We start from the raw sequence: 18,528 nt of genomic DNA, 5'->3' as shown, positions 1-18,528 counted from the left end.
GCAGCGCCCGCCGCCCCCAAGCCGAAGCCGCACGCGCCGTCCCCGGCCGCGTTCGCCAAGAAGTCCGCGTCGCAGCATGTCGTCGCCGCGCCTGCGGCCGGCTCGTATTCGGATGACGACGTCAAGGCCGCCGAAGCGTTCGGCCGCGTCGACGAAAACGGCACCGTCTTCGTCAAGGACGGCGACGACGAGCGCGAGGTCGGTCAGTTCCCGGACGCCTCCAAGGAGGAGGCGCTGGCGCTCTACGCCCGCCGCTTCCTTGACCTCAAGGCCAAGCTCGACCTGTTCGCGGCCCGTCTCAAGTCCCGCAACATCAAGACGCACGAGATCGACGAGTCCATCAAGACGCTCGCCGAGGAGACCGCCAAGCCGGACGTGGTCGGCGATCTCGCCGGTCTGCGCGCCCAGTACGAGGCGCTGAAGACGAAGGGCGAATCCAAGAAGGCCGCCATCACCAAGGCCCGCAAGGCCGCGGTCGCCAAGGCGCTCGCCGAGCGCACCGCCATCGTGGAGAAGGCAGAGGAGCTGGCCCAGTCGCTGGACAACAACACCAACTGGCGTTCCACCGCCGACAAGTTCCGTTCCCTGTTCGACCAGTGGCAGGAGCACCAGCGCACCAGCGTGCGTATCGAGCGCTCCGACGCCGACGCGCTGTGGAAGCGCTTCTCCGCCGCCCGCACCGTCTTCAACCAGGGCCGTCGCAAGTGGGCTCAGGAACGCGACGCCGAGCATGATGCCGCCAAGCAGGCCAAGGAGGCGATCATCGCCGAGGCCGAATCGCTCAAGGATTCGACCGACTGGGGCGAGACCTCGCACAAGTTCAACGATCTGATGGACCGCTGGCGCAAGACCGGTCGCGCCGGCCGCAACGAGGACGACGATCTGTGGAAGCGCTTCCGCGCCGCCGCGGACACGTTCTTCAACGCGCGCCAGGCCGATCGCGATCAGATCAACTCCACCGAAAAGGAGAACCTGGCCAAGAAGGAGGCGCTGCTCGTCAAGGCCGAGGCGCTCGTGCCGGTCGCCGACGAGGCTGCCGCCAAGAAGGCTCGCCGCGCGCTCGCCGACATCCAGGAGGAGTGGGATCAGATCGGCTACGTGCCGCGTGACGACATGCGCCGCATCGAAGGCCGTCTGGATGCAGTGGACAAGCAGATCAAGGCCGTCGAGGATGCCGCGTGGAAGAAGTCCGACCCCGAGGCGGACGCCCGCAAGTCCAGCTTCGAGGAGCAGCTGACCGCGCAGCTCGCCGAGCTCGACGCGAAGATCGCCGCCGAGTCCGATCCGAAGAAGAAGGCCAAGCTGGAAGCCGAGAAGGCGACCAAGGAGCAGTGGCTCAACGCCATCAAGTAGGCTGCCCGGAAGCAGCGGCCTGAACGAAGGTGGGTGCACTCCGATATCATGGAATGCACCCACCTTTGCATACGGCTGCATACAACCACATACGACCGCAGCTGATGCGGCGCGCCAAAGGCGCATGCCGCAGTGCATCCCAGCCATGCACATATCTGTCAGCATGAAGCGGACATGCCGTGGGCCGCATGACTACGAAGCGGAAAACAGCACACAGGCAACATCAAGCAGAAAGCAGAGCACAGGCATGACCACCGCATTGATCACCGGTGCCACGGGCGGCATCGGACGGGAACTGGCCGCATTGGCGGCGCGCGACGGGCACGACCTGCTGCTCACCGCCAGAAGCGAGACGCAGTTGCGCGCGCTCGCATCGGCATTGCAAGCGGCGTTCGGCGTTGCCGTGCATGTCGTGGCGCTTGATCTGGCCGAAGAGGATGCCGCGAACCGACTTCATGACTATGCGACGCGGCATCACATCGACGTCGACATGCTCGTCAACAACGCGGGGTTCGGTGATTGGGCGGAGTATGTGCATGCCGATTGGAGCAAAATCCGCTCGATGATGCAGGTCAACATGGTCTCGCTCGCGCAGCTGGCATACCTGTTCGGGCGGGATATGAGCGAACGCGGGCATGGGCGCATTCTGAACATCGCATCGGTGGCCGCCACGATGGCCGGACCGTATATGGCCATGTATTTCGCCACGAAATCGTTCGTGCGTTCACTCAGCGAAGCGCTTTCCCACGAGCTGCGGCACTCCGGCGTAAGCGTGACCTGCGTATGCCCGGGGCCCACGACCACGGGCTTCGAGAAGGCCGCGGCGATGGGCGGCACACACAACTTCTTCACGATGACGCGCCCGGCTTCGCCCCGCGCACTGGCCGCGTTCGCCTACCGCAGCATGATGCACGGACGCACGCTCGCCTACCACGGGCTCACCGCCAAGGCGGGCATGTTCGCCGAGCATATGCTGCCACGCGCGCTCACCCGTCGCATCGCCGCATTCATGAACGGCGGCCAACCCCGCGGCAACAGAACCCGCTGACGTTGCGATGCCGCCTCCGCAAGCCCCGGGCTGACGCCATTATTCGTTATGCAACCATCGGCACGCACACGTAGACGTTGCGGCAATCCTCATCGTCAACACAGACACGCAACGCTCCGCCGACAGCATATTTCATATGTCACTCACTTTTGCTCGATCCTCGGCGAATAGCGCTATGAATTGTCTTTCATGGGAACAGCGAAATTCCATGCCAAAATCATCATTGACGCTACACCGATTATCGGTGTGATAGTCATGAAGTAGTAATCTCTTAAGGCCGGAACCGTGCCGCAGACCGTTACGAAGCATCCGCCAAGAAGTGCAGCGATGCAAACCCATTTTCTCCAACCGGATTTCAAAGGAAAAACATCATGACATATGTCAGACACAGTCCTATGGCAAGCGGCCATCCACCCCAAAACTCCGACAATGGCTGATATGCGGCACTCGCAATAAGCAGTGCCGCCATCGCAATGAAACCCCATCGCTGCCAGCGAGAGATCGCACGCCAGCGGCGCTGCACTTGGTGAAGATACGTGTTCATCTGAATTCCTCTTGCTTCATGATGCCGCTTCATTGTGGTTCCTTTCTGACTCAACACTTCGTTGTGTCAATTCCAGCGTAGAACGGAACAGTTCGATCATATCGTGTTCGCAGCGGATTTGCCATCCTGAGGATGGCACGCATGTCGCGGCGCATGCTTGTGGGCGCATACCGACGACAGAACGCCCGATATCATCCTTAACTGCGCGTGATAACGACGTGGACGCGCAGTTAAGGACGAAAACCGCCTTCGTTTCGTCCTTAACTGCGCGGAGGCACCGTAATCACGCGCAGTTAAGGACGATTCTGACGGGACACACTGTCAGGCCACCTCACCTGTCGAGACGATCCTGACGGGACACGCTGCGGAACACTGACTGGGACACGCAAAAGGGCATTGAGGCAGCATCGCCAGTCATAGCCAACGACTGTTGTGCCGCACCCATCATGCGCAGCACCTGAACAGAGCACAGCAACGACAATGGCCGGTCATCTCCGTATGAGAATCAACGGAGATGACCGGCCATCAGGCATTCAAGCCAGCTTAGTTGCTCAGGCCTGCGAAGGGCCTTCCTGCGCGTCGCCTTGCGCCGATTGCGATACCGACTGCGGTTCCTTTCCGTCATCGGCAGCGGCGGCATCCGGCGAGTCGGCACCGGCGGCATCCGGCGAGTCGGCAGCATCGTCCTGAGCCGAAGCCGCGTCGGCACCGGCATCGCCCTGATCGAACGACTCGCCCTTGAACGTGAACTCGCCCAGAATGCCTTCGCCCTCGGCGTCCACGACCACGCGCTGACCGTCCTCAAGATCACCCATGAGGATCTTCTCGGAGATCGCGTCCTCGATGTCGCGCTGGATCACGCGGCGCAGCGGACGCGCACCGAGCAGCGGGTCGAAGCCCTTCTGCGCGAGCAGATCCTTGGCGGCATCGGTGAGTTCCAGCGACATGTGACGGTCGAACAGACGATCGTTGAGCTGCTTGACATCCAGATCGACGATCTGACGCACCTGCGGCTCGGTGAGCTGGCGGAACACGATGATGTCGTCCAGTCGGTTGAGGAACTCAGGCCGGAACTGCTGCTTGAGCTCGGAACTGACCTGATCCTTCATGCGCTGGTAGCTTGACTCGGTGTTCGTGCCGAGGTTGGTCGTCAGGATGATGATGGTGTTCTTGAAGTCCACCTTGCGCCCCTGACCGTCGGTCAGATGACCGTCGTCCAGCACCTGCAGCAGCGTGTTGAAGATGTCCGGATGAGCCTTTTCGATCTCGTCGAACAGCACGACGGAGAACGGCTTGCGACGCACCTTCTCGGTGAGCTCGCCGCCCTCCTCGTAGCCGACGTATCCCGGAGGCGCGCCGAACAGACGCGATGCCGCGTACTTTTCGGCGAATTCGGACATGTCGACGCGGATGAGCGCATCCTCGTCGTCGAACAGGAACTCGGCGAGCGCCTTGGCCAGTTCGGTCTTGCCCACGCCGGTGGGGCCGGCGAAGATGAACGAGCCCGCCGGACGCTTCGGATCCTTCAGGCCGACGCGCGCGCGGCGAATCGAACGGGACAGCGCGGAGACTGCCTCGTCCTGCCCGATGATGCGCTTGTGCAGCTCGCTTTCCATGCTCATGAGCTTCTTGGATTCGGCCTGCGTGAGCTTGAACACCGGGATGCCCGTGGTGTTGGAGATGACCTCGGCGATCACATCCTCGTCCACGACCATCTTGACGTCGGATTCACCCTGCTTCCAGGCGTCCTCCTTGCTCTTGCGCTCGGCCTCCAGCTTCTCCTGCCGGTCGCGCAGCGTGGCGGCCTTCTCGAAGTCCTGCGCCTTGATCGCCTCGTCCTTGTCGGCGGCGACCTTGGCGATCTGCGTGTCGAGATCCTTGAGCTCGGGCGGTGCGGTGAGCCGCTTGATGCGCAGCCGCGCGCCGGCCTCGTCAATCAGGTCGATGGCCTTGTCGGGCAGGTTGCGATCCTGAATGTAGCGGGCCGAAAGCTCCGCGGCGGATTGCAGCGCGCCGTCGGTGATCGTCACATGGTGATGGTTCTCGTAGCGCGAACGCAGCCCCTTGAGGATCTCGATGGTCTCCGCGATCGTCGGCTCGTGCACCTGAATCGGCTGGAACCGCCGTTCGAGCGCCGCGTCCTTCTCGATGTACTTGCGGTATTCGTCGGTCGTGGTCGCGCCTATGGTCTGGAGTTCGCCGCGCGCGAGCATGGGCTTCAACATGTCGGACGCGCCGAGCGCGCCGTCGGCCGAGCCCGCGCCGACGATCGTGTGGATCTCGTCGATGAACAGCACGATGTCGCCGCGCGTCTTGATCTCCTTGAGCACCTTCTTGAGGCGTTCCTCGAAATCGCCACGGTAGCGCGAACCGGCCACCATGGAGCCGAGATCCAGCGAGTAGACCTGCTTGCCCTTGAGCGTCTCCGGCACGTCGCCGGCGTTGATCTTCTGCGCGAGCCCTTCGACGACGGCGGTCTTGCCGACGCCAGGCTCGCCGATCAGCACCGGGTTGTTCTTGGTGCGCCGCGAGAGCACGACCATGACGCGCTCGATCTCCTTGGAGCGCCCGATGACCGGGTCGAGCTTGCCCGCCGCGGCCTCGGCCGTCAGATTGCGGCCGAACTGGTCGAGAATGGCCGAACCGGTCTTGTTGGACTTGTCGGCCACGCCGCCGGCGTTGGCGAGTTCGCCCTTGCCATCACCGGCCGCCGCACCGCTGTTGCCGCGGATCATGTCGATGACCGCCGAGCGCAGATCACCCAGATCGACATCCATCTTGATGAGCACCTGCGTGCCCACGCCCTCGCCTTCGCGAATCAGGCCGAGGAGGATGTGCTCAGTGCCGATGTAGCTGTGTCCCAGCTGCAGCGCCTCGCGCAGACTCAGTTCCAACACCTGCTTGGCATGCGGAGTGAAGGGTATGTGGCCGTTGGGTGCGGCATTGCCTTTGCCGATCATCTCTTCGACCTGTTTGCGCGTGTCCTCAAGCGACACGCCCTTCGATGCGAGCGCCTTGGCCGCGACCCCCTCGCCTTCGCGAATCAGGCCCAGCAGCAGATGCTCGGTGCCAATATAGTTGTGCTGGAGGGTACGAGCCTCTTCCTGCGCCAGCACGATCACGCGCCGGGCACGGTCGGTAAACCGTTCGAACATGCTTGTCCTTCCACTCTTGGTATTCCAGTACACTCTACCGATTTGCGGTGACGTTTATTGCGCTTTTCCCATGAATTGCGCTATGAACGCAACTGGGAACGTTATGCTTGGTAGCAGGGCGGTTTTCTGAAAATCAAGGAGGTTGCCATGAATGTTGCCGATACCGATCATCTCGCTGCTGCCGAGACCGGTTCATCCGACATCGTCGTCGGCGTGGACGGCTCGGACGAATCGTTCGCCGCGCTTCGCTGGGCGCTGCGGGAGGCGGCGTTGGCGGACTGCGGCGTGAATGCGGTCTTTGGCTGGACGCATTCGTGGGATGCCGGCTCGAAGCCGGACAGCGACGACGCCTGGAATCAGATGCGTCATCGTCTCGCCGAACAGCTGCGGCAGTGGGTGGAGGCGGCGAGCGAGAACATCGATTTCGATCCCACGCGGCTGCGGCTGACGTCGGTGCGCGCCTCGGGCACGCAGGCGCTGCTGCAGCTCGGTGCCGATGCCCGGCAGATCGTTGTGGGGCGGCGTTCGCTTGGGCGCGTGGCGCGCTGGTTCACCGGCTCGCTTTCCGCTTCGCTGGCCGAGTCCGCCGAGGTGCCGGTCACGGTGGTGCGCATCGCCGATGGCGAGGAGGAGCGCGTCGAGGATGACATCGCCGAGGCGCTCGCTCCCGGCGCTCACGCGTCGAGAAGACGGCCGCGCTCGGTCGCCGCGTCGTCTGATGGCGCCGTGCAGCAGACCACAGGCGTGCGTCGGCCGGTGGCGGTCGGCGTGGACGGCTCGGCTTCGTCGCTGAATGCGCTGCGGTTCGCCATCGCCGAGGCGCAGCTGCATCAGGTGCCGCTGCATGTGCTGTTCTGCTGGCAGCTCAAGGATCTGGGCGTCATTGCCGGCTATGAGAACGCGATCGCGCCGCTCGACGCCGGCGAGAAGCGCGCATCCGAGCTGCTCGACGATCTGATGGCCACGGTCGACGTTCCCGATGATCTTGACACGTCGCTGCACGTCTTCCATATTTCCGCGGCGAAGGGTCTGATCAGCGCCTCCCGATATGCGAGTCATCTGGTGGTCGGCTCGCGTGGTCTCAACGGCATGGATGCGCATTTCCTCGGTTCGGTGAGTCGGCAGATCGTCAACTTCGCCGAATGCACCGTCACCGTGGTGCACTGATGATGGATCGCTGATATCGGATTGATGGATGGCATGCCTGTGGCCGACCGCCGAGCGTTCGCTCGCTGGTCGGCCACATTGGTTTGGTGCCGCTATTGATCGATGCGCGCACCGATTCCGCTGGGCGATCGCCACGCAGGCACCATGCCGAAGGCGCCGCTCCGGTGCGTTATTCCGGAGTCGCTTTCGGCAGCATCATCCAGCGGTATTCCAGACGTTATTCCGGCAGCTGCGATTTGAGCACGATGATGCCGGCCCTGCGTCTGCCGCGCCTGCCACCGCCGTTCGGCGCCGACAGCGACGCCGATGCCGCCTTCGCATCGTCATCCCGACGCTTCGGCGTGGCGACGATCTCGACGTGCATGTCGTCGTATGCCAGTTTGGACTGGTTCCACAGGTGGGACGGCTCCGGCGGCTCGATTTCGGAATGCTCGCCGCAACCGTGGTCAAGCGAGACGACGCGACCATCGTCCGGACTCCACTTGTTGGCGCACACGCCAAACATCGTGCCGATCGAGCCCTTGATGGGAATGAAGAACCCGCAGTTCTCGCACACGTTGCCCGAAGCGGTCTTCGTGGACAGCGACTTGGGCCCGCGAGGCCCCTCATACCAACGTTTCACGGCCTGCGCCTGGCCGAGGGGACTGAGCACGTGACGCCGCGTCAGGGCGAATTCCTGAACCGCCTCGACGATGTCGGCCGCACTGTCGATGCCGTCGGCGGTCGCCTCGCCAGCTGTCGGTGCCGCAGATGCATCCGCCACAGTCGGATCGGCTGCACCGGCGACCGCAGCCGCAGCAGCGACCTCCGCCGCAGGATCATCGGCATCCGTCGAGACAGACGCATCCGCGGCAACAGCCACGTTCGGCGCAGCGGACGCAGCGGATTCAGCCGACTGCGCGGCGTGCTCCGACTCGGCGCGTTCCGAATCCTCCGATTCGGCCTTGTGCAATGCCGCTTCAGCCGACTCAGGCGACACGCCATCCTCGATTCGCGGATCATCGGGATCGGTGCCGATCGAATCCGTGACGGCGAGGTCGCCCGGTTCGAGACGATCCTTCCACGGAATCCAAGCCGGCGGGCGCAATGCCTTGTCGGTGGGCAGCAACGACGATTCGTTCACCGTCCAGCGGCCGACCTCGACATCGTGATACAGCGTGACCGACCACTGCCAGCCTTCGTATCCCTGTGCCAGACAGTCGAATCTGAAATCGGTGACGCCATTGCCAAGCTCTATGGCCTGCGCGAATTCGCCCACCTGGCCGGGCTCATCGGCGGATTCGACCGCAACGGCATGCGCGATCGACTGCGGGTCGAGAGTCGTATCCAGCATGAGACTCATATCCGTATAGCTCATTCCTCTACATCGAAATTGTCGGCGACCGCGCGCAGCAGCACCGCAAGCTTGCGGCTTTCGCTCTGCGACGGATAGTGGTGACGGCGCAGATCGTTGCCGGCCGCATCAAGCAGCTTGATGAGATCCTCAACGATCGCGGCCATGTCATCCGGCTTGGGGCGCGTGGCCTTGACCAACGACGGCGCGGACGCGACCACCGTCACGCCCATCGCCTGCGGCCCCTTGCGCCCATCGACGACGGAGAACTCGACCTTGGCTCCCTTACGCAGCGCGTTCGTGCCTTCAGGCAGCGCCGCAGCCGGAAGAAAGACATCCCTACCGCCGTCATCCGTGATGAAGCCGTATCCCTTATTCGCATCAAACCAACGTACACGTCCGCTGGGCATCGTACACCTCGTTCCACGCATCGCGCGCCGCCATCGCTGCTGACGAGTGTTGAGCCTGATGGCCGGCGCGTTTTCAATCAATGCATCAGTTTACCTCAAGGTCTGCTCAGCGGGTCGTGACCTCGCGGCCAGCGGTCCGAACGTGCCGTTCCCTACCTATTGCCTCTACTCCTATGCTTCTACTTGCGGTCCTTGTGCTCCTGCTTGTGATCCTTGCGATCCTTGTGATCCTGCCGACGCTGGCGATCCTTCGGCGATGCGGATACGACCTGCCCGCCGACGCCGGCATTCGTCGGACGCGGCTCGACCGGCGACATCGGCAGCACCACCGTCAGCGTCAGACCGCCGCCGTCGCTGCCGGATGCGCAGATGAACCCATGATGCGCCTTGACCACCGACTGGGCGATGGCCATGCCCAGGCCGGTGCCGCCCTTGAGCCTGGCGCGCGAGGGATCGGCCGTGTAGAACCGCTCGAATATCCTGGCCCGCGACTCCTGCGGCACGCCGGGACCGTGATCGCTGATGCGCATGATCGCATAGTTCATGCCGACCTGCATGGACTGGCCCACCTCGATCGCCTCGATGAGATGGCCAAGCGAGCGCTCCGTGGACGGCATGTGCGACAGCGACTGCGGGCTGATCGACGCGGGCATGACGCTCAGCGAGACCTCGACCGGGGAATCCGACGGCGTGTACCGATGGATGTTGCCGACGATGTTGGTCACCACCTGGCGCAGCCGCGAGCCGTCGCCCTTGAGCGTGATGTCGGCAAGATCGCCCTCCTCGAATGCGAATCGGGACGGTCCGCCCTGCTCCGGCTTGTCCAGCGTGAGCACGCCCTTGCGGATCGCACGCTCCGGGTCGAGCGCGTGCAGATCGTCGGTGGCGTCGGACACCAGCGAGGTTAGCGGCACCTGCTGCGTGATGTCGATGCCGCGTCCCTCGTCAAGTCGGGCGAGCGACAGCAGATCCTCGACCAGCACCGTCATGCGCGTGCTGGACGCCTCGATGTGTTCGATCGACTCGTCCGCGCGCTCCAGCGCCCCCGGCATGTCGCGCTGCATCTTGTACAGCTCCGCATACCCGTGAATCGCAGCCAGCGGCGTGCGCAGCTCATGCGAGGCGTCGGAGACGAACCGCTTCATCTTCTCGGTCGTCTCCTGCTGCTCGTTGAAGCTCTGTTCGATGCGCGCGAGCATCGCGTTGAGCGAGGCGGACAGCGAACCGACCTCGGTGTTCTCCGGCGCGCTGGGAACACGCTGGCTCAGGTCGCCGGCCGCGATCTTGGCGGCGGTTTTCTCGATGCGTTTGAGCGGTGTCAATGTGCGCTGCACGACCAATGTGCCGATCACACCGCCCAACAGCACGACCGCCATGCCCACCATGATGCAGTATCTGGTCAGCGTGTTCACCGTGTCCATCGCGTCGGCGAGCGACAGTCCGAGATAGATCACGCCCTTGGGCGTCCCATCGCTGTCCACCCACTGCAGGCACAGCACGCGCCACGGGGCGTTCGCACTCGACAATGCCGTATGGCTGGCGCTCTGCCCGGGCTGCACGGTCACGGTCGCGTCGGTGGTGAACAGCTCACCGAAGCTGATGTCGCCCATCGAGCCGTCCGTGGGAAGCACCGGCGTCGATTTGACGGCGTTGCGAATCAGCGGGGAGAGCGGCGAGCCGAGGATATGCGAATTGACGTCGCGCACCTGCATGTAGTAGCTGTTGAGTCCCAGCGTGTTCTGGTTGGCGTCGGCGCTGCGCAGCAGATCGGTGTTGCGCACCACCAGTTCCTTCTGCTCGATCAGCTGCTTGTCGGTCTTGTCCAGCAGATAGTTGCCCACCAGCTGTCTGATCGACAGCGAGATGCCGGTCACGCCGACGATCAGCAGCACCAGCATGCATGCGACGAGTTTGGTGCTCAACGACACCGCATCGATGCGCTGGAGGACCACTCGGCGGAACCAATGCCCGCGCTGCGTTCGGCTGCCGTTCGGGGTCGGTGCGCCGTTGGTCGGAGTTGGACCGCCGTTGGTCGGGGTTGGACCGTTTGGCGTTTGCCCGTTGGCGGATGGCCTGTTCGTGGCCGGTCCGTTCGCTGGAGCGCCGTTGGGAGCACCGTTGGGAGCACCGTTCGCTGGAGCGCCGCTCCCCTGCCCGAGCGGAGGAAGACGTTTCGGCGCAGGATACGGCTGGGGAACGGCGGATTGGGCGAATCCGCCCACGTCAGTCGCGCCCTGCATACGCTCACGCGCCCTTTGCGGTCTTGGGAGCGCGAATCATGTAGCCGATGCCGCGCTTCGTTTCGATCAGCGGGGTGACCTTGCGCTTGGTGCCGTCCTCGTCCTCGATCTCCAGTCCATCGACCTTCTTGCGCAGATACGAGATGTACGATTCGACGATGGCCGCATCGCCGCCCCAGTCGTACTGCCAGACATGGTCGAGGATCTGCGCCTTGGAAAGCACGCGCCCCTCGTTGTCCATCAGATAGCGCAGCAGCTTGTATTCGGTGGGGCTCAGATCGATGACCTTGCCGGCGCGCGACACGTCATGGGAGTCCTCGTTGATCTCCAGATCGCCGACGCGGATGATCGGGTCATCCTCGATCTGCTCATGCGTGCGGCGCAGAATGGCGCGAATGCGGGCCACGACCTCCTCCAGGGAGAACGGCTTGGTGACGTAGTCGTCGCCGCCGACCGTCAGGCCCATGATCTTGTCCTGCGTGTCGTCACGCGCGGTCAGGAACAGCACGGGCGCGGAGATGCCCTCCTGACGGATGCGCCTGGTCACGGTGAAGCCGTCGATGTCAGGCAGCATCACGTCGAGGACGATCAGGTCGGGCTGCGTTTTCTCGATGACTTCGATGGCCTCGGAACCGGAGGCCGCCGTGGTGACGTCGAATCCCGCAAAGTGCAGGGATGCGACCAGAAGTTCGCGGATGGAGGGCTCGTCGTCCACGACGACGATCGATGCTTCGATAGGTTTGCTCATGGCTTCTAGCATCACGCGCAAGTCTGGTGGTTTCCTGAAAGCCCTCTGAGTCTTACGACATAATCATGACGAGGTCACTACGTAGTCACGGCGTAATCGTGGCATGGTCACGGCGTAGTCATGGCAAAGTCATGGGCTAGTCATGGCGTAAACGCAGCATCGATCTCAACCGGGCAGTCAGTCGGGGATCTTATTTGATCGCATCTGCCGCATTCCCGGCATCTGCTGCATTCGTCGCTTCTGCTGCATTCGTGGATGCCGACGAATCCAGTAATGCCGACGAATCCGAATCCGCAGATACCGCCGCTGCCGACGAATCCACCGAATCCAGCAATGTCACCGATGCCGCAGAATCCACCGATTCCGACTTGGATTCGCGATTCGATGCGTCGCCGGACTGCGCCTTGGCTCGCCTCCCGGACCGCGCCCTAGATCGCTTCCCGGAGCGCGTCTTGGATTGCGTACCGGCGTGGGCGCCGGCACCATGCCGACCACGCGGACGCCGCCCCTTGCCGGCGGCACGACGACGCCGTATCACCACCGTCGCCACGATCACCGCGATCAGCAGCACCAGCACAACGCCCATGACCACCACACCGATCACCATCGACGACGAAGAGGTCGACGTGCTTTTGAGATTCTGGATCTCCTTCATCATCGCAATCGCAGAGCCGGACCAGTCGGGCTTGCTTTTGAGCAGCGGCCCGTTGGCGGCGTCGGACATCTTGTTGACGCCGTCCCTGAGCCATTGGTCGGAATTCTGGGAGACCGTGACCACCATGCGGCCATCGTTGGATGCGATGGACAGCATCACCGTGTTGGGGGCCGGATTCATCGACGTCATGACCTTTTCGGCCCAGTCGGCGACGTCCTTCTTCTCATCGAAGTCAGCCAGATACAGCAACTTGACGGTGACGCCGGTGTTCTTCTTCGTGGTGGCGATCATGTCGGACACGTCCGACAGGTTGGCTCCCAGTAGGTTCTCCGTGTCGGTGATGTTCTCGGTGATGGTCGCCGACGTGCCTTCTATGCCGGAATTGTTCTCGCTGGTGGTTGCGGTGCCGTCGCCCGGAGTGCTCTCATCGGCCCGCGCGGAGGGAGTTATCCACATCGCCATGCCGACGACCATGGTGGACAAAACCAGCGCGATGACTGCAATGACGCGGAAAACCGACACTGCGACAGAGGTTCCGACCACATCGACCGATTTGACGTATCTACGATCCAACTTTTCCATATCCTTCACTGTAACGGTCGGCTGGCCCAAGGCCGCCGTTGACATGTACGATCAACCACTCTAACCGGCAAGGAGACATCATGGCACAATATCAGGTGGATTCGGAGCAGATCAGGTCGTCGAGCGCGGCCGTCAACGCCTCGATCGGAGCGATTCGTCAGGCCGTCAGCGGCATGTACGCCAATCTCAACAATCTGCAAAGCGTGTGGCGCGGCGGGGCGGCGACGCAGTTCAACGCCGTCGCGTCACAATGGCAGGCTGCGCAGCGGCAGATGGAGGCGTCGCTGGAATCGATTCAGAACGCACTGACGCAGGCGTCCAACGTGTACGCCGACGCCGAGATGCAGGCGGCGCGTCTGTTCGCCTCGTAACCGGCTCGCGACTGGCCCGGGACCGACTCGCGACTGAACGCGCGACTGAACGCAATCGGTTCTGATGCCGTTGCTGCGCGAGCGCCATGGTGGAAACCCACGGCACTCGCGCAGCAACGGCATTTTTGCGTCCGGCTAGGAGGGTTCGCCGATCATGTTCCAAGCTCAGCTGGTGCTGCTGCCGTGAGATGGCAGCGGAAGGTATCCGTGGCAACGCGCGAGCCGGCAAGCGCGACGGCAAGCGCCCGACTCGACGCACGACGCGACATGATCCATGACAGTCGGTACCGTCACACGCGGGTTTTCGTCCTTAACTGCGCGCGATCTCAACGCATCCGCGCAGTTAAGGACGAAAACACCCTCGGAATCGTCCTTAACTGCGCGGGCCTTTCGAGATCGCGCGCAGTTAAGGACGATTCGGGAGCAATCTCCCGAATTTCGATCGCTGAGCCGAGCGGGCCACCCGAGAAACAGGACTGCGCGGATAGCGAATTCGTCATCACCAACACGGAACGCTGGTATCGCACGTCAGCAATTCGTTTATGCCATTCTCGGTTCCCCTTATCAGTGAAACTGGCCCGCGAAGCTGGTCTGAGGGACAGTGAATCCATCCATGAATGCACAAGCACGGACACTGAATGCAGCACGGATGGCGGCATATACAAACAAAGGGAGAGGAGTCGCCAGGACTCCTCTCCCCTCATATCGATTCGTTGATCAGACTCTACCGACCAGCTTCAGCTCATTAGTTTTCGCTGTTCAGCCTTGGGCTGTTCGGTCAAGCGGACACATGATCACTCGGATCAGTAGCCCATGTCGGCACCGGCGGCCGGGGCGGCGGTCTTCGGCTCCGGCTTGTTGGCGACGACGGCCTCGGTGGTCAGGAACAGACCGGCGATGGAGGCCGCGTTCTGCAGAGCGGAACGAGTGACCTTGACCGGGTCGGCGACACCGGCGGCCAGCAGATCCTCGTAGGTGTCGGTGGCGGCGTTGAAGCCTTCGCCGTCCGGCAGATCGCGGACCTTGTTGAACACCACATCGCCGGAGACACCGGAGTTCTCGGCGATCTGCTTGATCGGAGCCTCGATGGCGCGGAACACGATGGCGGCACCGGTGGCCTCTTCGCCGGTCAGCGAAGTGATCTCCTCGGCGGTCTCGGCCTTCTTGGCGGCCTGGACGAGGGCCACGCCACCACCAGGCAGCAGGCCTTCCTCAATGGCGGCCTTGGCGTTGCGCACGGCATCCTCGATGCGGTGCTTGCGCTCCTTGGCCTCGACCTCGGTGGCAGCGCCGACCTTGATGACGGCGACGCCGCCGGCCAGCTTGGCGAGACGCTCCTGCAGCTTCTCGCGATCGTAATCGGAATCGGTGTTCTCGATCTCGGCACGGATCTGAGCCACACGCGCGTCGATATCGGCCTTGGCGCCGGCACCCTGCACGATGGTGGTCTCATCCTTGGAGACGATGACCTTCTTGGCGTGGCCGAGCACGGAGACGTCGATGGAGTCGAGCTTGAGGCCCAGCTCATCGGAGACGACCTGAGCACCGGTGAGGATGGCCATATCCTGCAGCATGGCCTTGCGGCGATCGCCGAAGCCCGGGGCCTTGACGGCGCAGGAGTTGAAGGTGCCACGAATCTTGTTGAGGATCAGGGTCGGCAGCGCCTCGCCGTCGACGTCCTCGGCGATGATGAGCAGCGGCTTGCCGGTCTTCATCACGAGCTCGGCGATGTGGACCACATCCTGCTGGCTCGACAGCTTGCCGGAGGTGAGCAGGATGTACGGATCCTCCAGAACGGCGGTCTGATCGTCGGCGTTGGTGACGAAGTACGGAGCGATGTAGCCCTTGTCGAAGCGCATGCCCTCGGTGAACTCAAGGTCCAGACCGAAGCGGTTGTTGTCCTCGACGGTCACGACGCCATCCTGGCCGACCTTGTCCAGAGCCTCGGCGATCTTCTCGCCGACCTCGGGATCGGCGGCGGAGATGGTGGCGGTGGCAGCGATCTGGTCCTTGGTCTCGACGTCCTTGGCGGCGGCGACGAGCTCCTTGACGATGACGTCGGTGGCCTTCTCGATGCCACGACGCAGCGCGATCGGGTTGGAGCCGGCGACCACGTTCTTCAGACCCTCATGCACCAGGGACTGAGCCAGAACGGTTGCGGTGGTGGTGCCGTCGCCCGCGACGTCATCGGTCTTCTTGGCGACTTCCTTGACCAGCTCGGCGCCGATGCGCTCGTACGGATCCTCAAGGTCGATCTCCTTGGCGATGGAGACGCCATCATTGGTGATGGTGGGGGCGCCGTAGGTCTTGTCGAGCACCACGTTGCGACCCTTCGGACCCAGCGTGACCTTGACGGTGTTGGCGAGCTTGTCGAGACCCGCAAGCATTCCCTGACGAGCTTCCTCGTCGTACGCAATGATCTTTGCCATGGTTGCAATTCCTCCAAATGGCTTTCGTTGTCAGGTTTCCACTGCGAAGGCACCAGCGACGACCGATCGTCAGCTATCGGCTATCACTGTCAACCTCCGAGTGCTAATTGGGACATTAGCACTCAGGGCGGCCGAGTGCCAACCGTATGCGCGGCGATTGCGCTTTAGGCATGAATTTGCCCACAAGGCGAAAAGCGGAAGTACCTTCCACAAACGCAACGGACCCCGGATCAATGTCGATCCGGGGTCCGTTCCATGGAGATTCCGTGCGAGCAGAGCAGTCCCTACAGCTTGACTACCTTGGTGGCCTGCATGCCCTTTGGGCCGCGCTCAGCCTCATACTCGACCTTATCCCCCTCATCCAGCGTCTTGAATCCTTCGGATTGAATCACCGAATAATGGACGAATACGTCTTCACCTCCATCATCCGGGTTGATGAATCCGTATCCCTTACCCGCGCTGAAGAACTTCACGGTTCCGTGTGCCATATCTATTCTTTCTGTGTATCCAGTTGCCGCACCCCGCGGAAGATCGCACACAACCCACATCGCTTCCCCCGCCCGCGACTAACCCCATTGTAATGGGGCGCGGGACGAAACGCCAACCGAATAGCCCCGACCATCCCCCCGAAATCGGCGGAAACAGGCGGAATAGGCAAACTGCCCACATGCCGACCCCGAGCCGGCCGCAAGCCGACCGCTCAGCGCGAAACCGTAAGCAAAACCGTAAGCTAAACCGCAAACAAAACCGCAAGCGAAACCAACGGTCAGTTCCGCAGCACCACCACCACGGGAACGTCCAGACCGGACGCCTGCTGCACATCGGTGAGTCCAAGCGTCTTGGCGACATCCTCCGCGGTCGCCTTGTCCGTCTCGTTCTGATACCAGACCACTGTGGTGTCGGGAAGGGCGGCGCCGGTCGGATTGGCGGCGGTCACGCTCGTGTAGCCGGCTCCGGTGAGCACCGACGCCTTGCTGGCGGCGTACCCGGCGATGCCGGTGGCGTTCACCACGCGCACCGCGGACGCCTTGTTCGGCTGGGACTGCGCGGAGGACTGGTCGGATTCGTCACTGGAATTCTGGGAATCGTTCGCATTCTGCTCATCCTGGGTGCTCTGCGAATCGCTGGAATCCGTGTTGCTGGAATTGGCATCATCGGTATTGGAGGACTGATTCGCGGCGTCGCCATCCGAGGACGAGGTCTTGGAATCGGATGAATCCGATGACGTGTTCTTCGATGCCGAGTCGGTATTCGCCGACTGCACGGTCTGGCTCTGATCAGCCGTCTGCGAGCCGCCGCCGAACGCCTTCGTCAGTTCGCCGGAGAACAGACCCCATGCGAGAGCGCCGACCAGCGCCGCGATGATGAGCACCACGATATACGGCATCATGCGAGCACCGACCGACCGGGCGCCGCGATGCACTCCCACCGGGCCGATCGGCGGATTGTCGAATCCGTCGCGCGGATACGAATCGTAGGTCTCGTTCTCGTTCTTCGCCATATCAACCCTCCCATTACAGACTATTGACGAGTCTAACCGCCGCCCTGTATTGAATGCCGACGCGGCGCGCGGCATGCACCGGATGTGCACACTCCGGCGGCGGGGCGAGCCCTCCGATGCGTGCCCTCGGCGCGTCGCTTCCCTCCACGCATCCGCAGCGCGCATCCGCAGCGCGTGCCCGCAGCGCGTGCCCGCAGCGCCATCGACCGATGCATCTACAGTGGTCATATGACTTCTGAGCACACATCGGCGCACGTCAAACCGCTTGCGCAGCTGGTCGACCCCGGCTGGGCGCATGCGCTGGCGGACGTGGAGCCGGACATTCATCGCATGGGCGACTTCCTGCGCGCCGAGCATGCCGCGGGACGGCAGTATCTTCCTGCAAGCCGCAATATTCTACGCGCTTTCACGATCCCGTTCGATTCCATCAAGGTGCTGATCGTCGGGCAGGACCCCTACCCGACTCCGGGGCATCCGGTCGGATTGAGCTTCTGCGTGGCGCCGGACGTGCGACCGCTGCCGAAGAGTCTGGTGAACATCTACAAGGAGCTGGTCGACGATCTTGACGTGCCCATGCCAAGCAACGGCGATCTGACGCCGTGGACGCAGCGCGGCGTCATGCTGCTCAACCGTTGTCTGACGGTCGGCGTGGGGCGGCCGAACAGCCATCAGGGCAAAGGATGGGAGAAGATCACCGATGCGGCGATCCGCGCGCTCAACGCCCGCACGCAGCCTGACGGCACCCCGAGGCCGCTTGTGGCGATTCTGTGGGGACGAAACGCTCAGAGCCTCGAACCGCTGCTCACCAACGCCGTCATCATCAAATCCCCGCATCCGAGCCCATTGTCGGCCTCGCGCGGATTCTTCGGCTCGCACCCCTTCTCCCGCGCCAACGCCGCCCTCACCTCCCTAGGCGCCCAGCCGGTTAATTGGACGCTGCCGTAAAGCGAACCGACGAGCTACGCTCGTCCTTCGCCGCAAGCGGCTCACCT

General features: G+C 63.0%; 15 protein-coding genes. 5 read left to right on the top strand and 10 right to left on the bottom strand.

Annotated features, from left to right (window positions below; translation table 11 throughout):
* Both EHS19_RS08410 and EHS19_RS08405 read left to right on the top strand, forming a co-directional pair.
* Positions 1–1,353, top strand: a 1,353-nt coding sequence (locus tag EHS19_RS08410) for a DUF349 domain-containing protein (protein ID WP_151917315.1), incomplete at its 5' end; no start/stop codon positions are given.
* Between the two features lie 247 nt (positions 1,354–1,600).
* A complete protein-coding gene (locus EHS19_RS08405) occupies positions 1,601–2,401 on the top strand; it encodes an SDR family NAD(P)-dependent oxidoreductase (protein WP_151917314.1) in 801 nt (266 codons plus the stop codon).
* Positions 2,402–2,756: 355 nt separating this feature from the next.
* On the opposite strand, the gene EHS19_RS08400 is transcribed toward EHS19_RS08405, so the two are convergent.
* Positions 2,757–2,978, bottom strand: a complete 222-nt coding sequence (locus tag EHS19_RS08400; RefSeq protein WP_151917313.1) for a hypothetical protein — start codon at positions 2,976–2,978, stop codon at positions 2,757–2,759.
* Between the two features lie 518 nt (positions 2,979–3,496).
* Positions 3,497–6,100, bottom strand: a complete 2,604-nt coding sequence (locus tag EHS19_RS08395) for an ATP-dependent Clp protease ATP-binding subunit (protein ID WP_151917312.1) — start codon at positions 6,098–6,100, stop codon at positions 3,497–3,499.
* 147 nt (positions 6,101–6,247) lie between these two features.
* Between EHS19_RS08395 and EHS19_RS08390 the strand changes: the two genes are divergently transcribed.
* Entirely contained in the window at positions 6,248–7,267 is a 1,020-nt protein-coding gene (locus EHS19_RS08390) for a universal stress protein (RefSeq protein ID WP_151917311.1), read from the top strand.
* A gap of 217 nt (positions 7,268–7,484) precedes the next feature.
* Here the strand turns inward: EHS19_RS08390 and EHS19_RS08385 are convergent, their stop codons facing one another.
* The 5 genes from EHS19_RS08385 to EHS19_RS08365 all read right to left on the bottom strand — a co-directional run bounded on the left by EHS19_RS08385 (position 7,485) and on the right by EHS19_RS08365 (position 13,235).
* Positions 7,485–8,600, bottom strand: a complete 1,116-nt coding sequence (locus tag EHS19_RS08385; RefSeq protein ID WP_151917319.1) for a DUF3027 domain-containing protein — start codon at positions 8,598–8,600, stop codon at positions 7,485–7,487.
* A gap of 20 nt (positions 8,601–8,620) precedes the next feature.
* The gene (locus EHS19_RS08380; protein WP_151917310.1) at positions 8,621–9,010 is read right to left on the bottom strand and encodes a cold-shock protein; all 390 of its coding nucleotides are present in this window, start codon (positions 9,008–9,010) and stop codon (positions 8,621–8,623) included.
* A 179-nt stretch (positions 9,011–9,189) separates the two neighbouring features.
* Positions 9,190–10,908 carry a sensor histidine kinase gene (locus EHS19_RS08375; protein ID WP_151917318.1) on the bottom strand — a complete coding sequence of 573 codons (1,719 nt, stop codon included), beginning with the start codon at positions 10,906–10,908 and terminating at the stop codon, positions 9,190–9,192.
* A gap of 346 nt (positions 10,909–11,254) precedes the next feature.
* A complete protein-coding gene (locus EHS19_RS08370) occupies positions 11,255–11,998 on the bottom strand; it encodes a response regulator transcription factor (RefSeq protein ID WP_151917309.1) in 744 nt (247 codons plus the stop codon).
* A 190-nt stretch (positions 11,999–12,188) separates the two neighbouring features.
* On the bottom strand, positions 12,189–13,235 hold the full coding sequence (locus EHS19_RS08365; protein ID WP_151917308.1) for a TPM domain-containing protein: 1,047 nt from the start codon (positions 13,233–13,235) through the stop codon (positions 12,189–12,191).
* An 80-nt stretch (positions 13,236–13,315) separates the two neighbouring features.
* Between EHS19_RS08365 and EHS19_RS08360 the strand changes: the two genes are divergently transcribed.
* Positions 13,316–13,606 (top strand): WXG100 family type VII secretion target, encoded by a 291-nt coding sequence (locus EHS19_RS08360; RefSeq protein ID WP_151917307.1) that lies wholly within the window; start codon positions 13,316–13,318, stop codon positions 13,604–13,606.
* Between the two features lie 803 nt (positions 13,607–14,409).
* On the opposite strand, the gene groL is transcribed toward EHS19_RS08360, so the two are convergent.
* From groL to EHS19_RS08345, 3 genes are all read right to left on the bottom strand, one after another.
* The gene (gene groL / locus EHS19_RS08355; protein WP_151917306.1) at positions 14,410–16,035 is read right to left on the bottom strand and encodes a chaperonin GroEL; all 1,626 of its coding nucleotides are present in this window, start codon (positions 16,033–16,035) and stop codon (positions 14,410–14,412) included.
* A 284-nt stretch (positions 16,036–16,319) separates the two neighbouring features.
* A complete protein-coding gene (locus tag EHS19_RS08350) occupies positions 16,320–16,523 on the bottom strand; it encodes a cold-shock protein (RefSeq protein WP_151917305.1) in 204 nt (67 codons plus the stop codon).
* 278 nt (positions 16,524–16,801) lie between these two features.
* On the bottom strand, positions 16,802–17,536 hold the full coding sequence (locus tag EHS19_RS08345; RefSeq protein ID WP_151917304.1) for a LytR C-terminal domain-containing protein: 735 nt from the start codon (positions 17,534–17,536) through the stop codon (positions 16,802–16,804).
* 228 nt (positions 17,537–17,764) lie between these two features.
* Here EHS19_RS08345 and EHS19_RS08340 point away from each other — a divergent pair, with 228 nt between their 5' ends.
* Positions 17,765–18,481, top strand: coding sequence for a uracil-DNA glycosylase (locus EHS19_RS08340; protein ID WP_151917303.1), 717 nt, complete (start codon positions 17,765–17,767; stop codon positions 18,479–18,481).
* Positions 18,482–18,528: the final 47 nt, after the last annotated feature.

The organism is Bifidobacterium jacchi, from assembly GCF_009078285.1.
Taxonomy (GTDB): domain Bacteria; phylum Actinomycetota; class Actinomycetes; order Actinomycetales; family Bifidobacteriaceae; genus Bifidobacterium; species Bifidobacterium jacchi.
Note: the sequence above shows the minus strand (reverse complement) of the source record. Positions and strands in the feature narration are given on the sequence as shown.